This is a genomic window from Minwuia thermotolerans, from assembly GCF_002924445.1.
Lineage (GTDB): Bacteria > Pseudomonadota > Alphaproteobacteria > Minwuiales > Minwuiaceae > Minwuia > Minwuia thermotolerans.
Genome location: NZ_PIGG01000031.1, coordinates 87,111 through 105,201, shown reverse-complemented (window position 1 = coordinate 105,201; position 18,091 = coordinate 87,111). Strand labels below are relative to the sequence as shown.

The 18,091-nt window shown below is 68.3% G+C and carries 11 protein-coding genes; 9 read left to right on the top strand and 2 right to left on the bottom strand.

What is annotated here, in order from left to right:
- Positions 1-39: 39 nt before the first annotated feature.
- Complete coding sequence (gene trpE / locus CWC60_RS08375; RefSeq protein ID WP_109793547.1) at positions 40-1,557, bottom strand: anthranilate synthase component I; 1,518 nt, start codon at positions 1,555-1,557, stop codon at positions 40-42.
- A 20-nt stretch (positions 1,558-1,577) separates the two neighbouring features.
- Positions 1,578-3,473, bottom strand: coding sequence for a peptidylprolyl isomerase (locus tag CWC60_RS08370; protein WP_164516437.1), 1,896 nt, complete (start codon positions 3,471-3,473; stop codon positions 1,578-1,580).
- A gap of 145 nt (positions 3,474-3,618) precedes the next feature.
- On the opposite strand from CWC60_RS08370, the gene tpiA reads away from it, so the two are divergent.
- The 9 genes from tpiA (at position 3,619) to CWC60_RS08325 (ending at position 18,090) form a co-directional block, all read left to right on the top strand.
- The gene (tpiA, locus tag CWC60_RS08365) at positions 3,619-4,368 is read left to right on the top strand and encodes a triose-phosphate isomerase (protein WP_109793545.1); all 750 of its coding nucleotides are present in this window, start codon (positions 3,619-3,621) and stop codon (positions 4,366-4,368) included.
- Positions 4,369-4,460: 92 nt separating this feature from the next.
- Positions 4,461-4,790 carry a preprotein translocase subunit SecG gene (gene secG, locus CWC60_RS08360; RefSeq protein WP_109793544.1) on the top strand — a complete coding sequence of 110 codons (330 nt, stop codon included), beginning with the start codon at positions 4,461-4,463 and terminating at the stop codon, positions 4,788-4,790.
- 81 nt (positions 4,791-4,871) lie between these two features.
- Positions 4,872-6,506: a CTP synthase gene (locus CWC60_RS08355; protein ID WP_109793543.1), complete on the top strand. Its 1,635-nt coding sequence runs from the start codon at positions 4,872-4,874 to the stop codon at positions 6,504-6,506.
- 10 nt (positions 6,507-6,516) lie between these two features.
- Positions 6,517-7,368: a 3-deoxy-8-phosphooctulonate synthase gene (gene kdsA, locus CWC60_RS08350; RefSeq protein WP_109793542.1), complete on the top strand. Its 852-nt coding sequence runs from the start codon at positions 6,517-6,519 to the stop codon at positions 7,366-7,368.
- Positions 7,369-7,579: 211 nt separating this feature from the next.
- Positions 7,580-8,854 (top strand): phosphopyruvate hydratase, encoded by a 1,275-nt coding sequence (gene eno, locus CWC60_RS08345; protein WP_109793541.1) that lies wholly within the window; start codon positions 7,580-7,582, stop codon positions 8,852-8,854.
- A gap of 84 nt (positions 8,855-8,938) precedes the next feature.
- Positions 8,939-10,093 carry a CaiB/BaiF CoA transferase family protein gene (locus CWC60_RS08340; RefSeq protein WP_109793540.1) on the top strand — a complete coding sequence of 385 codons (1,155 nt, stop codon included), beginning with the start codon at positions 8,939-8,941 and terminating at the stop codon, positions 10,091-10,093.
- A 1-nt stretch (position 10,094) separates the two neighbouring features.
- A complete protein-coding gene (locus CWC60_RS08335; RefSeq protein ID WP_109793539.1) occupies positions 10,095-10,853 on the top strand; it encodes an SDR family NAD(P)-dependent oxidoreductase in 759 nt (252 codons plus the stop codon).
- Between the two features lie 99 nt (positions 10,854-10,952).
- On the top strand, positions 10,953-13,244 hold the full coding sequence (locus CWC60_RS08330) for an ATP-binding protein (protein ID WP_109793538.1): 2,292 nt from the start codon (positions 10,953-10,955) through the stop codon (positions 13,242-13,244).
- 4 nt (positions 13,245-13,248) lie between these two features.
- Complete coding sequence (locus tag CWC60_RS08325) at positions 13,249-18,090, top strand: coiled-coil domain-containing protein (RefSeq protein WP_109796364.1); 4,842 nt, start codon at positions 13,249-13,251, stop codon at positions 18,088-18,090.
- The last annotated feature ends 1 nt before the right edge of the window (position 18,091 follow it).

Sequence of the window (18,091 nt, the reverse complement as noted above, 5' to 3'; positions counted from 1 at the left end):
CGCACAGGGGCGGGGGTGACGGAGTGTGGTCAGACGACTCTACCGCATGTTCCCCGAACGCGCGGCGAAGCGGACGGCTTCCTCGGCGGCGCGCATCAGCGCCTTGGCCTTGTTCACCGTCTCCTGATACTCGGCTTCGGGGTCGCTGTCGGCGACAACGCCGCCGCCGGCCTGGACGTGCATCACCCCGTCCTTGACCACGGCGGTGCGCAGCACGATCGCCGTGTCCATGGCGCCGCCGGCCGAGAAATAGCCGATGCCGCCGGCGTAGAGATGGCGCTTGTCCTTTTCCAGTTCCTCGATGATCTCCATCGCCCGGACCTTCGGCGCCCCGGAGACCGTGCCGGCCGGAAAGCCGCCGATCAGGGCGTCGAGCGCGTCGTGGCTGTCGTCCAGTTCGCCCTCCACATTGGAGACGATGTGCATGACGTGGCTGTAGCGTTCGATGACGAACTTCTCGGTCACGTTGACTGTGCCGATCTTCGCCACGCGGCCAACGTCGTTGCGGCCCAGATCGAGCAGCATCAGGTGCTCGGCCAGCTCCTTCGGATCGGACAGGAGTTCCTCGGCCAGTGCCGCGTCCTCAGCCGGCGTCGCGCCGCGGGGCCGGGTGCCGGCGAGCGGGCGCAGCGTGATCCGGCCGTCGCGGACGCGGACCAGGATCTCCGGGCTGGAGCCGACGACGGAGAAATCGCCGAAATCGAGGAAATACATGAAGGGCGAGGGGTTGGTGCGCCTGAGCGCGCGGTAGAGCGCCAGCGGCGGCAGGGTGAACGGCACCTCGAAGCGCTGGGACGGCACGATCTGGAAGATGTCGCCGGCGCGGATGTACTCCTTCGCCTTCTCGACCATCGCGTGATACTCGCTGCGCGTCGTGTTCGACGTCGGCGGCGGCAGTTCCGCCAGTTCGTCGGCGCCTGCGCGGCTGTGGGGCAGGGCGCGATCGAAATCGGCCACCGAATCCGCCAGCCGCTCGCAGGCCCTGGCGTAGGACTGCCTGGCGCTTACGCCCTCCTCGGGCCAGACCGGGGTCACGATCGTGACCATGTCGCGCACGCTGTCGAAGATCGCCATCACCGTCGGGCGCACGAACAGCGCATCCGGCACACCCAGCGCGTCGCGGTTGCCCGAGGGCAGGCGCTCCATCAGCTTGACCGTGTCATAGGCCATGTAGCCGAACAGTCCCGCCGACATCGGCGGCAGTTCGGGCGGCAGGTCGATGTGGATCTCGGCCAGCAGCTTGCGGAAGCTTTCCAGCGTCGGCTCCGCGCAGGGTTCGAACGCCTCGGGGTCGAAGCGGGCGGAGCGGTTGATCTCCGCCTTGTCGCCGTGGGCACGCCAGATCAGGTCCGGTTTCAGGCCGATGAAGGAATAGCGGCCGCGGATCGCGCCGCCCTCCACCGATTCCAGCAGGAAGCAGTTGGGACGGCCGTCTGTCAGCTTCATGAAGGCCGAAACGGGGGTCTCCAGATCGGCGACGATCTCCGTGTAGACGACCTGGCCGCGGCCTTCGTCATGGACCGTCCGGAAATCCTCAAGGGTCGGCGTGAAGCTCATGGAAGGGTTCCGATGGCAGGCTACTGTTCGAGATAGATGCCGTTGGGGTCCACGGCGTTGGTGAAGGCGCGCTGGTTGATCGAGACGCCGTGTTCGTCACGGAGCGTCTGCAGCAGGGTCTGGCGCACGTCTTCCGAGAATGACTCGCCGATCACTTCCGCGAGGGCTGCGGTCCGGTCGCCGTTTTCGGTGACATCGGCTTCCTCGACCGCGTCGATTGTGACCAGAACCTGTGCGCCGCGGATGCCGCCGCCGGCCGACTGGCCGGCCTCCAGGGCGAAGACGGCGTCGCGCAGTTCGCCGCTCAGGTCCGGGGCGCCGGCCTGACGGGTGACTCCCTCGGCGGTCTCGACTTCGGCCTCGAAGCCGCCGGCGATGTCCTCCAGGCTCTCGCCGCCCTCCAGGCGTTGTTCCAGCTTCGCGCGTTCGGCGGCAGCCAGTTCGGCAAGCTGTTCGCGCCGCCAGGCGGCAGCAACCTCGCCGCGCACCTCCTCGAAGGGCTGCAGGGCGGGCGGGACCACTTCCATCGTCTGCACCAGAAGGATCGCGCCGTTGTCCAGTTCCTGCGCCGCCAGGTCGTCGCCGGGTTCGGCAGCGAACAGTTCCTCCAGCGCCGCAGAAGGCAGGCCCTCGGAGGGGTTCCCGCCTTCCAGGGTCAGGCCCTGGCGGGTCACAGGCGGCAGTTCGATCATCTTCAGCGACAGGATATCGGCGACCTCGGCAACCTTTGCGCCGCCGGCCAGTTCGTCCTCGATGCGGTTGGAGATGCCGATCAGATCGCCGATGGCGCGGTCCAGTTTCAGATCCTGCGCCACGGCATCCCGCACCTCGGAAAGCGGCTGGACGTCCTCCTCGGTGACCTCCGTGACGTGAACCAGGTGCCAGCCGAAATCGCTCTGCGCCGGTCCGGCAACCTCGCCTTCCCCGGCGGCGAAGGCGGCCTCGGCCACGCGGTCGGGCAGGTCTCCGGGTCCGATGCGGCCGACATCGATCGGCGCGGAGCCGGTCGCATCCTCGACGGCCTTGTCGAAGGCCACGCCCTCGTTGATCCGCGCCAGCACATCTTCGGCGGCGGCCTCGTCGGCGAAGATCGCCTGTTTCACGGCGCGGCTGGCCGGGCGGGTGAACTCCGCCAGCCGGGCCTGATAGGATTCTTCGATCTCGCTTTCGGAGACTTCGATGTTCTCGGCCAGATCCTGCGGCCGCACCAGGATGATGCGGGCCGAACGGCGCTCCGGCGCGGTGAAGGGGACAGGGTTGGCCTCGTGATAGGCCCGCAATGCGGCCTCGTCCGGCTCCGGCGCGGTGGCCAGAGCATCATTGGGCAGCCTGAGGATGCGCAGGTCCCGGCTTTCGAGCTGCCAGGCCAGGATGGCGCGCGCCATCGGGGCGGGGCCCTGGGCCAGACCCGCGGTCATGGTCGACTCGATCTGCCGGTTCAGCATGTCCTGCCGCAGGCTCTCGACGAACTCGCCCTCTGAAAAGCCGGCGCGGCGCAAGGTTTCCTCGAAGCGGAAGCGGTCGAAGTTCCCGGTCGGGCCCGTGAACCCCGGGTCGTTGCGGATCTCGATGGCCACTGCATCGTCGGTTACCCCAAGACCGAGTTCCTCGGCTTCCTCGGCCAGGACAGCGTTGTCGACCATCCCCGAAAGGACCTGATTGTAGAGCCCGATCTGGATGGCGAGTTCCGGATCGATGGGCCGGTTCTGCTGCTGGGAGAGAAACTGGATCCGCCGCTGCGCCTCGTTGACGAAGCGCTGGCTCTCGATCTCGCGGTCGCCGACGGTGGCCACCGGGGCATTCGGGGCCGTTCCGACAAAGTCGTTCAGACCCCACAGCGCGAAGCTGAGGATCAGGAGGACCAGCAGGGCCCGGACGACCCATTTGGCCATGCCCTTTTGCGTCTTCTGCATCATGGTGCTGTCTCGCGGCTCCGCGCTTGGAATTCGGCTGGCGGACATTAGTCGCGCCCCGCGCGCCCCGCAACCGCCGCGCGCCCTTGCGACGGGTGACCTCGGGCGCGATCCGCGCTATGCACTCCATATGGATCCAGCAGGGGGTATGGTGATGCTGATTGCCGGCAACTGGAAGATGAACGGACTTGCCGCTGACGCCGCGGAGCAGGTCAGGGCGCTGGCGGATGGTATCGGACGCGCCGGCGGTGCGGAACTTCTGATCTGTCCGCCGGCGACGCTGATCCCGATCATGGCGCGGGCGCTGGAGGAAGCCGGGATCCGCGACCGCGTGGCGCTGGGCGGCCAGGATTGCCATATCGCCGAGAAGGGTGCGCACACCGGCGACATCTCCGCCTGGATGCTGAAGGACATCGGCTGCAGCCATGTCATCGTCGGCCATTCGGAACGGCGCATCGACCACGGCGAGGACGACGACCTGATCCGCGCAAAGGCCGAAGCCGCGCTGGAGGCGGGCCTCGTCGCCATCGTCTGCATCGGCGAGACCGAGGCGCAGCGGCAGGCCGAGGAAACCGAACTCGTGCTCTCGCACCAGCTCCGGGGGTCGATGCCGTCGGGGGCGACGCGGGAGAACGCGGTGATCGCCTACGAACCCGTCTGGGCGATCGGTACGGGACACACGCCGACGGCCGAGGACGTGGCCCATGTGCATCGGCATATCCGCACCGTGGCCGAGGATTTCTTCCCCGACGACCTGCGCATTCTCTATGGCGGTTCCGTCAAGCCCGACAATGCCGGGGCGCTGCTGGCGGTCGACGGGGTCGACGGCGCGCTGGTCGGCGGGGCCAGTCTGAAGGCCGAGGATTTCCTTGCCATCGCCGCGGCGGCGAAGGTCTGAGGCCGGCCGCTTGACCAGCCGGGCATTGCATCCGATCTGATAGTGTGTAAAAGCCGCCCCAGCCCCAAGTCAGCCCGGAATTTCCGCAGCCCATGCTTACCATCATCACCGTCATCCACGTCCTGATCGCCATTGCGATGGTCGGCGTCATCCTCATGCAGCGGTCCGAAGGCGGTGCGCTCGGCATCGGTGGCGGATCGGGCGGCGGCATGGGCGGCATCATGTCCGGCCGGGGCACGGCGAATCTGCTGACGCGGACCACGGCGGTGCTGGCGGCGATGTTCATCGCCACGTCGATCATCCTGGCCATCCTGGTCGGGGGCAAGGACGAATCGGGATCGATTCTCGACCAGCCGGTGCAGCAGCAGGCCCCTGCCGCACCCGCGCAGCCCGAAGGTCCGGCTGTCCCGCAATCCGATTAATCCGCCGGTTTTCCTGCCGCTTGCGCCGGTCCGCGGATCGGCGCTTTGTCGCCTGCGCGTTTTCCGATAGAAGGAAGGTCCATGACGCGGTTCATCTTCATCACCGGCGGCGTGGTTTCCTCACTCGGCAAAGGACTGGCATCCGCCTCTCTGGGCGCGCTGCTGCAGGCCCGCGGCTATACGGTGCGGCTGCGCAAGCTGGACCCCTATATCAACGTCGACCCGGGGACCATGAGTCCCTACCAGCACGGCGAGGTCTACGTCACCGAGGACGGGGCCGAGACGGACCTGGACCTGGGCCACTACGAACGCTTCACCGGCGTCGCGGCCAACCAGGCCGACAATGTCACCACCGGCCGCATCTACCAGACCGTGATCGAGCGCGAACGCCGCGGCGACTATCTGGGCGCCACGGTGCAGGTGATTCCGCACATCACCGACGCCATCAAGGAATTCATCCTGGCGGGCACCGAGGGCCACGACTTCGTCCTGGTCGAGATCGGCGGCACGGTAGGCGATATCGAGAGCCTGCCGTTCCTGGAGGCGATCCGCCAGTTGGGCCAGGAACTCGGCCGCGACCGTGCCATGTTCGTGCACCTCACCCTGGTGCCCTTCATCCGCGCCGCGGGCGAGCTGAAGACCAAGCCGACCCAGCACTCGGTGAAGGAACTGCGTTCCATCGGCATTCAGCCCGAGATGCTGGTCTGCCGCTGCGAGACCGGCATTCCGGAAGGCGAGCGGCGCAAGATCGCGCTGTTCTGCAATGTCCGGCCGGAGGCCGTCATCCAGGCGCCGGACATCGACAACATCTACAACGCGCCGATCATGTTCCATGCCCAGGGGCTGGACGTGGAGGTGCTGAACCACTTCCGTCTGGATTCCACCGACGAACCGGATCTGAGCCGCTGGCGCCTGATCGGTGAGCGCGTCGGCAATCCGGAGGGTGCGGTGAAGGTCGGTATCGTCGGCAAGTATGTGGGCTTGCCCGACGCCTACAAGTCGCTGGCCGAAGCGCTGCGCCATGGCGGCATCGCCAACAATGTCCGCGTCGACGTCGAGTGGCTGGATTCCGAGGTCTTCGAAACCGACGAGGGCGCGGTGCAGCGCCTGGAGGACGTCAACGCGATCCTGGTCCCCGGTGGCTTCGGCGAGCGCGGCGCCCAGGGAAAGATGCGCGCGGCGCAGTTCGCCCGCACCCGCCAGGTGCCGTATTTCGGCATCTGCTTCGGCATGCAGATGGCGGTCATCGAGGCCGCCCGGAGCCTTGTCGGCCTCAACGACGCCAACACGACAGAATTTGGCCCGTGCCAGGACCCCGTGGTCGGCCTGATGACCGAATGGGAACGCGAGGGCGGGCAGAAGGAGCGGCGCACGGGCAAGGATGACATGGGCGGCACGCTCCGCCTCGGGCGCTATCCGTGCGATCTGAAGGAGGGCAGCCGCGTTGCGGAAATCTATGGCAGCCGCTCGATCAGCGAACGTCACCGCCACCGCTACGAGGTCAACATCAACTACCGTGAGGCGCTGGAGGCGAACGGCATGGTCTTTTCCGGCCTGTCGCCGGACGGCCGCCTGCCGGAGATCGTGGAACTGTCCGACCATCCCTGGTTCATCGGCGTGCAGTTCCATCCCGAATTGAAATCGCGGCCCTTCGAGCCACATCCATTGTTCGCCTCCTTCATAGAGGCGGCCGTGAAGCAGTCGCGACTGGTCTAGGAACAACGCCATGGCGGATACCGCGAAGACGCCGACACCGGGCCGGATGACCGCCGGGGCGGTGGAGATGGGCAACGACCTGCCGCTCGTCATCATCGCGGGGCCCTGCCAGCTGGAGGACCGGGATCACGCGCTGATGATGTCGGAGGCGATCCGGGAGATCGGCCGCCGGCTCGACGTGCCGGTGATCTACAAGACCAGCTACGACAAGGCCAACCGCACCAGCCTGAAGGGCAGGCGTGGCCTGGGACTGGAGAAGTCGCTGGCGATCTTCGACGAGATCCGCCGTGATATCGGCCTGCCGGTGCTGACCGACGTCCACAGCGAGGCCCAGTGCGCCGAGGTCGCGCCGCATGTCGACGTGCTGCAGATTCCGGCCTTTCTCTGCCGCCAGACGGACCTGTTGCTCGCCGCCGGGGAGACGGGCTGCGCCATCAACGTGAAGAAGGGCCAGTTCCTGGCGCCCTGGGACATGGTCAACGTGGTCGACAAGATCCGCTCCACCGGCAACGGCAACGTCTCGGTCTGCGAACGCGGCGCCAGCTTCGGCTACAACACGCTCGTCACCGATTTCCGTAGCCTGCCGATCATGGCGGAACAGACCGGCTGCCCGGTGGTGTTCGACGCCACGCACTCGGTGCAGCAGCCGGGTGGGCAGGGCGGCAGTTCCGGCGGCGACCGGCGCTTCGTGCCCTGTCTGGCGCGGGCCGCAGCCGCCGTGGGGGTCGCGGCGATCTTCATGGAGACCCATCAGGACCCGGACCACGCGCCGTCGGACGGACCGAACATGGTGCCGCTGGACCAGCTCGAGGGTCTGATCGCCACGCTGAAGCGTTTCGACGGGCTCGCCAAGTCGCTCTGAGGCGATGGACCGCCGCCCGCGCCAGCCCCACCGCGAGTCGCCGCGTTTCCGCAAGGGCCCGCCGGACTGGCGCTAGGTGTGGCGCTTTGCCCGCGCGCCCATGATCGCCTTTGTCATTTTCGCCCTGCTGGTTTACCTCTTGCAGCGCCTCGGTTTCGCCTGACCGCCGGACAGCAGGAAAACAAGACAACAAGCCATAGTGAGGGTTCCGATGACCGCCATCATCGACATCATTGGCCGCGAGATACTCGACAGCCGCGGCAACCCGACCGTCGAGGTCGAGGTGCATCTGGAGACCGGCGGGTTCGGCCGGGCCATGGTGCCGTCGGGGGCTTCCACGGGCGCCTACGAGGCCGTCGAGAAGCGCGACGGCGATGAGCGCTATGGCGGCAAGGGCGTGCGCCAGGCCGTCGAGGCGGTCAATGGCGAAATCTTCTCCGCCATCTCCGGCATGGACGCTACCGACCAGCTCGCCATCGACCGCATGCTGATCGAGCTGGACGGGACGCCCAACAAGTCGCGTCTCGGCGCCAATGCCATCCTTGGCGTCAGCCTGGCCGCGGCGCGGGCGGCCTCCGACGCGCTGATGCAGCCGCTCTACCGCTATGTCGGCGGCGTCTCTGCGCGCACCCTGCCGGTGCCGATGATGAACATCCTGAATGGCGGCGCCCACGCCGACAATCCGATCGATATCCAGGAATTCATGATCATGCCGGTCGGCGCGGAGACCTTTTCCGAGGCGCTTCGCTGCGGCGCCGAGATCTTCCACTCGCTGAAGAAGCGGCTGCAGGACGCCGGCCACAACACCAATGTCGGCGACGAGGGCGGTTTCGCGCCATCTCTGAAAAGCGCCGACGAAGTCCTTGGTTTCATTATGTCGTCGATCGCCGCCGCCGGCTATCTGCCGGGCGAGGACGTGTTCCTGGCGCTCGACGCCGCGTCGACGGAGTTCTTCGAGAACGGCCGCTACGAGCTGAAAGGCGAGGGCAAGTCGCTCGACGCCGAAGGCATCGTCGAATACTACGCCGACCTCTGTTCCCGCTATCCGATCATCTCCATCGAGGATGGCTGCGCCGAGGACGACTGGGTCGGCTGGGCGGCGCTGACCGAGCGTCTGGGCGACAGGATCCAGCTTGTCGGCGACGACCTGTTCGTCACCAATCCGGAGCGGCTGGCTGACGGTATTGCGCGCGACGTGGCGAACTCGATCCTGGTCAAGGTCAACCAGATCGGCACCCTCTCCGAGACGCTCGAGGCGGTCGAACTGGCGCACACGGCCGCCTATACCGCGGTGATGTCGCACCGTTCGGGCGAAACCGAGGACTCGACGATCGCCGACCTGGCGGTCGCCACCAACTGCGGCCAGATCAAGACCGGCTCGCTGGCCCGCTCCGACCGGACGGCCAAGTACAACCAGCTTCTCCGCATCGAGGATCAGCTCGGCCCCGACGGGATCTACGCCGGCCGTTCCATCCTGCGGGTGTGAGGCGCGCGAAAGCCGCCTTGAGTGGGGCCCGATAAGCGGGCACTCTCCGCCTCAGCAAGTGGTTTGCACGGGGAGGAAACAATCATGCGCGGTCAGGGACCCCTCAGCGGGATCAAGGTAGTCGAACTGGCGGGCATCGGCCCGGGGCCGATGTGCGGCATGCTGTTCGGCGATCTGGGCGCCGACGTCATCCGCATCGACCGCCAGGAGGCGGCGGATCTCGGCATTGACCGGGGCAGCAACAAGTGGGACCTGCTCAACCGTTCCAAGCGGTCGGTGGCGGCGAATCTCAAGACCTCCGAAGGCGTCGAGACGGTGCTCAGCCTGGTCGAGAAGGCCGACATCCTGATCGAGGGCATGCGTCCGGGCGTCACCGAGCGTCTCGGCCTGGGGCCCGACGAATGCTGGGCGCGCAATCCGCAGCTGGTCTACGGCCGCGTCACCGGCTGGGGCCAGACAGGGCCGATCGCACACGCGGCCGGACATGACATGAACTACATCGCGCTCACCGGCGCGCTGCACGCCATCGGGCGCAGCGACAGCGGGCCGGTGCCGCCGCTCAACCTGGTCGGCGATTTCGGCGGCGGTGCGCTCTACCTCGCCTTCGGTTGTCTCGCTGCGGTGATCGAGGCCAGGGAATCCGGCAACGGCCAGGTGGTCGACGCGGCGATGATCGACGGCGCCTCCAACCTGATGACTGCGATCTACGGCATGAAGGCGGCCGGGCGCTGGAAGCAGGAGCGAGGCTCCAACATCCTGGACACCGGCGCGCATTTCTACGACGTCTACGAGACGAAGGACGGCAAGTACGTCTCCATCGGCTCCATCGAGAAGAAGTTCTACGCCGAACTGCTCGAGAAGACCGGCATCGACCCCGCGGAGATGTCGGAGCAGATGAACCCGGAAAAATGGCCCGAATATTCGGAAAAGCTCGGGAAGGTCATCAGGACGAAGACCCGCGACGAATGGACGGAGATCATGGAAGGTTCCGACGTCTGTTTCGCGCCGGTTCTGGATATGGACGAAGCGCCGGAGCATCCGCACAACAAGGCGCGCGAGACCTTCATCGACATAGACGGGGTGGTGCAGCCGAACGCCGCGCCGCGCTTCTCCCGCACGCCCAACGGCCGGCCGACGGTCGCGCCCGATCCGGGTCAGAACACCGACGAGGTGCTGACCGAGTGGGGCTTTACCGGCGATGAGATCGAACGGCTGAAGGCCTCCGGCGCTGTCCGCTGACATGGGCCGGCTCGACGGCAAGGTCATCTGGATCACCGGCGCGGCCTCCGGGCTGGGCCGGGAATCCGCACTGCGCTGCGCTGCCGAGGGCGCCCGCCTTGTCGTCACCGACCTGGCCGCGCCGGATACCGTTGCCGCCGAGATTGCGGATGCGGGCGGGGGAGTCCTGGCCCTGGCGCAGGACGTCACTGTCGAAGGGCGCTGGGACGAGGTGGCCGACGAGGCGGAAGAGGCCTTCGGCGGCTTCGACGTTTTGGTGAACAATGCAGGCCTGGGTGAGAACCGGCCCCTGGCCGAGACCACGCTCACCCAGTGGCGGCGCGTGCAGTCGGTCAATCTCGATTCGGTCTTTCTCGGGACCCGGCTCGCTTTCCGCCGCATGCGGCCTGGCGGTTCGGTGATCAACATCTCCTCGATCCTCGGGCTGGTGGGCAACGCCGGCACGGCGGCCTACTGCGCATCGAAGGGCGGGGTCCGGCTGCTGAGCAAGTCGGCCGCGGTCGAAGCCGCACAGGCGGGGCTGACGATCCGGGTCAACTCGATCCATCCGGGCTACATCGAGACGCCCATGGTGGTGAATGCCGTCAACAAGCGTCCCGAGCCCGATCAGGTCATGGCCTACATCGCCAGCCGGCATCCGGTCGGCCATCTGGGCGAGCCCGCCGACATCGCCCACGCCGTGGTCTATCTTGCGTCCGACGAGAGCCGGTTCGTCACCGGCGCCGAAATGGTCGTCGATGGCGGTTACACCGCCTGGTGAGGCGCGCCCGGGCCGCCCCGCGCCCCGGAAGATTGCCCTTGGCGGCCGGTCGTGACACCTTGACCGGTCAGGGGGCAGCGCTTGGGAGTGGGCGTCGGTATGGACAGCGTCGGCGCTTCGCAGAACATCGGCGATAGTGCGCTTTCGGCCGTCGACGCGACGCCGCGGCGGCCGGCGGGAAGCGCGGGCGATTCGTCGTCCCTCGACCGCGATTCCCGCATCCGCGCGGCCATGATCGCGGAACTGATCCGCGATTCATCCCGGCTGCGGGTCAGTCCCTTCATTCTGGTCGCGATTCTCGGCACCGTCTTCGTCGACCGCGCACTGTGGCCGACAATCGTCCTGATCGTCGGCGCGGCCCTGTTCACGATCGCCGGCGACCGGTTGCGAAAGGCGTTCGAGGCGGCAGGCACCGCGCCGGAAAACGCCGAGGCCTGGGGCCTGCGGTATGTCGCGCTTTCCGCTGTGGTCGGGGTGATCTGGGGTTCTTGCCTGGCGGGCTATTTCGACCCCGGTTCCTATCCGCATCAGGCGTTTCTGGCCCTGCTCACCTTCGGCTCGCTGTTTGCCGCCATCGTCCACAGGGCGCTCTATCCGCCGGCCTTCATCGCGCTCGCCGTGCCGACGGTTGCGCCGCTGCTGCTCATGCTCGCGCTGACTGGTGACGAACTCGGCATGGCCACAGCCGCCATGGGTCTGCTGGGCTTCGCGGTGCTGCTGGGCTGGCTGCGCATCCTCAACAAGCGGTTCAGGGAATCCTTCTCGCTCCGGTTCCAGAACACGGACCTGATCGAAAGGCTGGAGGCGGCCCACCGTTCGGCGGAGACCGCCCGGCAGGCGGCGGAGGCCGGCGACCGCACCAAATCCGAATTCCTCGCCACGATCAGCCATGAACTCCGCACCCCGATGAACGGCATCATCGGCATGACCGGATTGCTACAGGGCACGAAGCTCGACCCGCAACAGCGCTCCTACGCCGACATCATCAAGGAATCGGCGGACGCGCTGCTCAACCTGATCAACGACATCCTGGACCTGACCAAGTTCGAATCGGGCCGGGTGGAACTGGACGACAGTCCTTTCGAACTGGCCCGAACCATCGAAGGGACCGTCGGCCTGATGGCGGAACGGGCGCAATCCAGCGGGCTCGAACTGGCCAGCTACATCGCCCCGGAGGTGCCGGACATCCTGACCGCCGACGCCGGACGGTTGCGCCAGGTGCTGCTCAACCTGCTCAGCAACGCCATCAAGTTCACCGAGGAGGGCTCGGTCACGCTGACGGCGACGCTGGCGCCGCAGTCGCGCGCCATGCTGCGCATCGAAGTCACCGATACCGGCATCGGCATTCCCGCCGACGTTCTGCCCCGCCTGTTCCGCCCGTTCAGCCAGGCGGGCGGCATTTCCAGACGGTTCGGCGGCACGGGACTCGGGCTCGCGATCTCACGCCGCCTGGTGGACGCCATGGGTGGCGAGATCTCGGTCGAAAGCGAGGATGGCGGCGGTTCGACCTTCCGCGTCGACCTGCCGATACGATCCGGCAAGCAGGCGCAAGCCCCCGACTCCCTCGATGGTGTCAAGGTGATTCTGGTCGGTCCGTCCGGCGTGGTGCGCGAAGTTGCCGCCCGCTATGCCGAATGCTGGGGCGCGGCGGTGCGATCCACGGACGACCCGGCGGAGGGACTCCGTCAGCTGCGGGCCGCCGGCGGCGATTCGGTCGCCGTGATCGACTGGCGCGTGAAGGGCGGCGCGGGGGATCTGGCGACGCGGGTGCGGGCGGATGCCGCCCTGAAGCGCTGCCGGCTGGTCCTGACCGTGCCGGTGGGCGTCGTCGAGGCGGTGCCTGAGGCCGAAGACGCCCTGTTCGATGCGCGGTTGCTGCAGCCGGTGCGCCGCGCCCGATACCATCGGGCGCTGGCGGGCGGACCGGCCGAAGCGGCGGACGAGAGCGCCCGTCCGCGCCGGACCGTTGCCGCCTCCGGCGCGCGCCTGCGCGTTCTGGTGGTCGACGATGTCGCCGTGAACCAGAAGCTCGCGGCCTCGATCGTGGAGATATCCGGCCACGAGGCCGTGGTAGCGGGCGGCGGCCGCGAGGCGTTGCAGGCCCTGCGCACGCTGCCCTATGACCTCGTACTGATGGACGTCGAGATGCCGGAAATGGATGGCCTGAGCGCGACCCGCGCCATCCGGCAGATGCCGGGCGCCGCCGGCGCCATTCCGATTATCGCGATGACGGCCCATCCGGGCGACGAATATATCTCGCGCTGCATGGACGCAGGCATGAACCGTTATCTGGCCAAGCCGCTGGACGCCGCGGAACTGATTTCGATCCTGCAGGAGCATGCGGACCGCGCCGCGAGTCTGCCGCCGGGCGACACTGCCGAAGGAGACTGAACCGATGCTGCTGAAATGGTCGGGACGTTCGGAAGAGGAAGCGGTTCGCGCGGAGGCGGCGGACGAGGCTGCAGCCGCGGATATCGGCAGGGTCCGGCGCGTCACCGCCGTGGTTCTTGGCGGTGCGACCGTTGTCTGGGCGGTCCTGGTCTGGCGCTACATCGCCTGGTCGGTGGGCTTCGGCTCGCTCGGCCTGATGCTGCCGCACGAAGTGGCGTTGCTGGTGCTTGCGGCCTTCACGCCGCCGCTGTTCCTGTGGCTGGCCGGTTTCCTCTACTGGCGGAGCGTCGAGGCGGGCCGCAGCCGAGCCGCCCTTCTGGAAGTGCTGTCCGATATCAGCGGTCCGAACGCCGAGGCGGAGGCGAAACTGAACGCGGTGGCGCTTTCGCTGCGCCGGCTGAGCCAGACCGTCGAGTCGGAACTGTCCAATGCGCTCGCCCGCGTGGAATCCCTGGACACACGCATCGGCGCCGGGGCGGAGGCGCTGTCGCGCAACGCCGCTGCCGCCGGCGGCCGGGCCGACGATGTCTCCGCGCTGCTGAGCGATGCTCTGGCGGAACAGAACCGGCTGCTGGCGGAGTTCGAGCGCGTCGGCGAACGGGTGCGCGAGCTGGGCCGGACCGAGAGCGGCAATCTGAGCGCGACCGTGGCCCTGGCCGAACGGCGCACGGCGGAGATCGGCGCCGCCCTGGAGTCCAAGGTGAAGGCTGCCGGGGAAACCGTTGAAATCGTGGCCAGAAGAGCAGAGCAGATCGGCCATTCCATCGATCAGCCGCTCGGACGTCTGCGCGAAGAGAGCGACCAGACGGTGCGCCGTATTGCGGGCGCCACACAGGATCTCAAGGCCAGGATCGAGGCGCTTTCCCAGGAGATGGCGCGGACGGCCGATCAGTCCGGAGCGGTCGGCAAGGGCGTCGATGACAGTCTTGTACGGGTGCGGACCGCTGCCGGCGAGATCCGCACCCTGATCGGCGATCTGGATCAGACCACGCGGGATCGGCTCGAGGAATTGGGCGAACTGGCCTCGGGGGCCATGCGGGCGTCCGATCAGGCGGCAGGCCGCGTCGACAGGCGGATGGCCGAACTGGCGGGCTCCCTCGACAGCATCAATGTCGGCGCCGGGGAAGCGGAGCAGGCGCTGCTGGCCGCGGTCGAACAGGCCCGGGCCGCGGTCGACCTGTTCCGCGAGCATGCCGAGGCCGCAGGCGAGACGGCGTCCGCGACTGCAGATCGCACCGAAGGGGCCGCAGCCCATGTGACCGAAGCCGGCGCAGCCTTCGCCGCTGCGGGTCGGCAGATCGAAGCCGCCGACGTCAGGTTGTCTACCGCGCAGGAGCGGATCGACGCCACCGTTTCGCATCTGTCGGGCGTGGTCGAGGAAGGCATGGCCGGTCTGGAGGAGCGCGTCCGCGAGGTCGCCAGCTTCGCCGAAGCGGCGACAGAGCGGTCGGCCGAACGGCTGGCCGCGGTCTCCGGCGGGCTCGCCGGGACCGCCCGCGACCTGGAGAAGCAGATCGCCTTCCTGGAGCAGCGGACCGAAGCCTCCGGGGAGAAGGGTCGGGAGACGTCGGCGCGGCTCTCGGCGCGCGTAGCCGAACTGTCTGCCGCGCTGGAGGAAGTCGGGCTGGAAGCCGCGCGCAGCGATGCCGGTCTGCGGGACCTGGCAGAACGCGGCCAGGCCGCCGTCCGCAGCCTGGGCGAAGCGTTGGACGAGGTCGCCCGCGGTGCCGAAGGCAGCGAGGAACGCGCCCGGCAGTCGGTGGAGTCGATCGAGGGCGCGGCGCGTTCGCTGGTGAGCGCCGGCGACCGCGTTGACGAACGTCTGGCGCAACTGGGCGACGTCGTGACCCTGCGCACCGGCGAACTGGAAGACATCGCGGCGCGGATCGCCGCGGCGGCGCTGGCCGCGGAACAGGGGGCGGCCGAACGCCTGGAACAGGTCGCCGACCGGGTGGAGCATGCGACGTCGGCGGCGGGCGGATCCTTTGCCAGGCTGTCGGACGATCTGTCGGCATTCATGTCTGACCTTCAGAGTCGGACGGGAGCCATGCGGGCGACGGTGGACGAGGCCACGGGCGCATCCGACCGGGCCTCGGCGCGGCTGTCAGAATCGGTCGCCGAACTGGCCCTGCTGCTCAAGGACATCGAGCAGGCCGTGGGCGGCGCGGGCGAGAACATGTCGACGCTGGATGGTCAGGTGCGGGGTCTGGCCGCCGCGATCCGCCACAGCATCGAGGAGAACCTGGACGTCCTGGAGGGACGCAGCCGGGCGGTGACCGCGGAACTGACCGCGCGTTCGGGGGACCTCGAGGAAGCTTCGGGCCGTCTGGAGGAACGCGCTGCGCTCTCGGCGGAACGGCTGGTTGCGGTCGAGGGGCGGCTTGGCGCACAGGCGCGGGAGACGGAGGATGCCTTCGGCGTGTTCGTGGATCTCTGGCGCGACCGCACCGAGGGACTGGAAGGGATGGCCGGCCGACTCCGCGCTTTGGCCGAGGGCTTGGACGGGGAGACGGCGGCCAGACTGGAAGGCGTCATAGGCGGGCTCCAGCGGGCAGTGGACGAAACCCGGCGCGCTGTCGGCAGCCTGGAGACGGAGAAAACCGGCCTGCAGAAGATCAGCTCGGATCTGGGCGAGAATCTGAGCGGCGCCGCGGCGGAACTGGAACTGAAACTGTCGGCGGCGGCGGCCACGGCGGATGGCGCCGCCGGGCGGCTGGCTGAGCGGATCGGCGAGCTGGAAGCGGCTGTCGACAGTCTGGACGCCGCCGCTCGCGCCGGCGCCGAAGGGGCCGGGGAACGCACGCGCGATGTCCGTGCCCTGCTGAGCGATGTCACCGATTCGTCTTCCGTGCTTGGCCGCGAGATCGTGCGTATCGCCGAACTGGGCGACCGGACGGCGCAGTCGCTGGAGGAGAACGGCAGCCGCCTGGGCGAGACCGCCGACGGCATGCAGCGGCAGATGACGGAGGCCGCCGGACGGCTGGCCGGGGAGGGCGACCGCATTGCAGGGGTGCTGGAACGGCTGCAGGAACATGCCGGCGGCGCCGACGAGGCGCTTTCGGCATCGCTTTCGGGCCTTGCCCGGAAGGTCACCGAAGCGAGCGAACTGGCCCGTATCACCGCGGAAAGCCTGGAGGTCGGCAGCGGCGCGCTGACCGAGGAAGCCGAACGCGTGCGCGACAGGATCATGGATCTGACCGCCCGGCTGCAGCAGGAGATCGACGGGCTGGACGAGCGGGCCGGCGCGGTTTCCGGCCGGGTTCTCGGCGCCGCCGACGAGATCGAACTCAGGGCCACCGCGCTCAGCGCCACGGCCGACAGCGCCGCCGATGCGAACCTGGAAAAGGCAGAGGCGATCGCGCGGCAGATGCAGGCGCTCACCGATCGCAATCAGGCGTCCCAGGCCATGCTCGAGCGGACCGCGGAGCGCATTGCCGAAGCGGCGAATTCCGGCGAGAACTCCGCCAAGTCCGCCAGCGCCGCGATGGAAGAGGCGGCGAGCGCCATGGCGGCGGCGCTGCCCAAGGCCGGCGAGGTGGAGATCGCCGCCGGGCGGCTGGCCGACGCCAGCGCGTCGATGCGGGAAGATCTTGTCCGGACGTCCGAGGAAAGCCTGGAGCGGGCACGGCGCCTGTCGGAGGAGCGGGACGCCTTCGCGGCCGAGCACGAGCGGCTGGCCAAGACAGTCACCGCGAATGCCCAGCGTCTGGCCGGTGAGCTCGAACAGGCCCGGGCGCGGATGTCCGCTTTCGTCAATGCGGGCGAGGCTGCGGGCGCCAGCGCCGAACAGGTGACCCGCCGCCTGGAGGTTCAGGTCGAAAAGAGCGAGCAGGTCGCGGCGACGCTGGGTGAGCGCGGCAGCGAACTGGAAGCCCTGCTTCAGTCGCGCCTGGCCGCCGTATCGGAGGCCGAGGCAGCGGCGACACGCGCGGCGGAGACACTGCGCGCCGGCTTCGAGGCGGAGGCCGAACGGCTGCAGGCGATGCGCGAGAGCGCGGCGGAAGGCGGCCGGGAACTGACCGGGACCATCGCCGTCGCGCTGTCCGAGTTGCAGCAGAAATCGGAGGCCTTCGAAACCAGGATCGAGACGCTCGGCGCCGCCTCGGCCAGGCTGAACGAGGATCTGGTCGCGACGGTCCGCGCCATGACCGAGGAGGTCGAGCGCACCGGCGAGGCGGGCCGGGCGCTGACCGAGACGGCCGAGAAGTCGGACACGGCGATGACCCGCCAGCGCGAGGCGTTCGCCGAGTCCGTGTCGCTCGCGGAGAAGGCGGCGGACCGGGCGCGCCGCCTGCTGGGCGAGCAGGCGACAGCCGTCGCCGGCGCCTCCCAGGCCGTGACCATCCAGTCCGGACTGGCCGCTCGTGCCTTCGAAGGGCAGGCGGAAAAGCTGCAGTCGGCGGCGGAAAGGGCGGCGGAAGCGGCGCGGCGCGTCCGCGAGGACATCCGGATCGACCGCGACAAGCGCTTCCTGCGCTCCGCGGCCATGGTCTCGGAAGGGCTGCATTCACTGTCCGTGGACATGCATGCGATGCTCGGCGACACGGTCGACGACCGGCAATGGCGCGCCTTCCGCAAGGGCGACCGCGGTCTGTTCGCCCGCCGGCTGGCCGAGCGTGGCCAGCGCAAGCGGATAGCCCGCGCCTATGCCGAAGACGGCGAGTTCCGCCGTCACGTGGACATGTACGTCAACGAGTACGAATCCCTGCTGCAGGCGGTGGACGAGGCAGACAGCCAGGGGCTGCTCTCATCGGTCTTTCTCAGCGCGGATGTCGGAAAGCTCTACCGCGTGCTATGTGCCGCGCTCGACCGCACGCCCATGACAAGCAGACCTGCAAGACACTGAC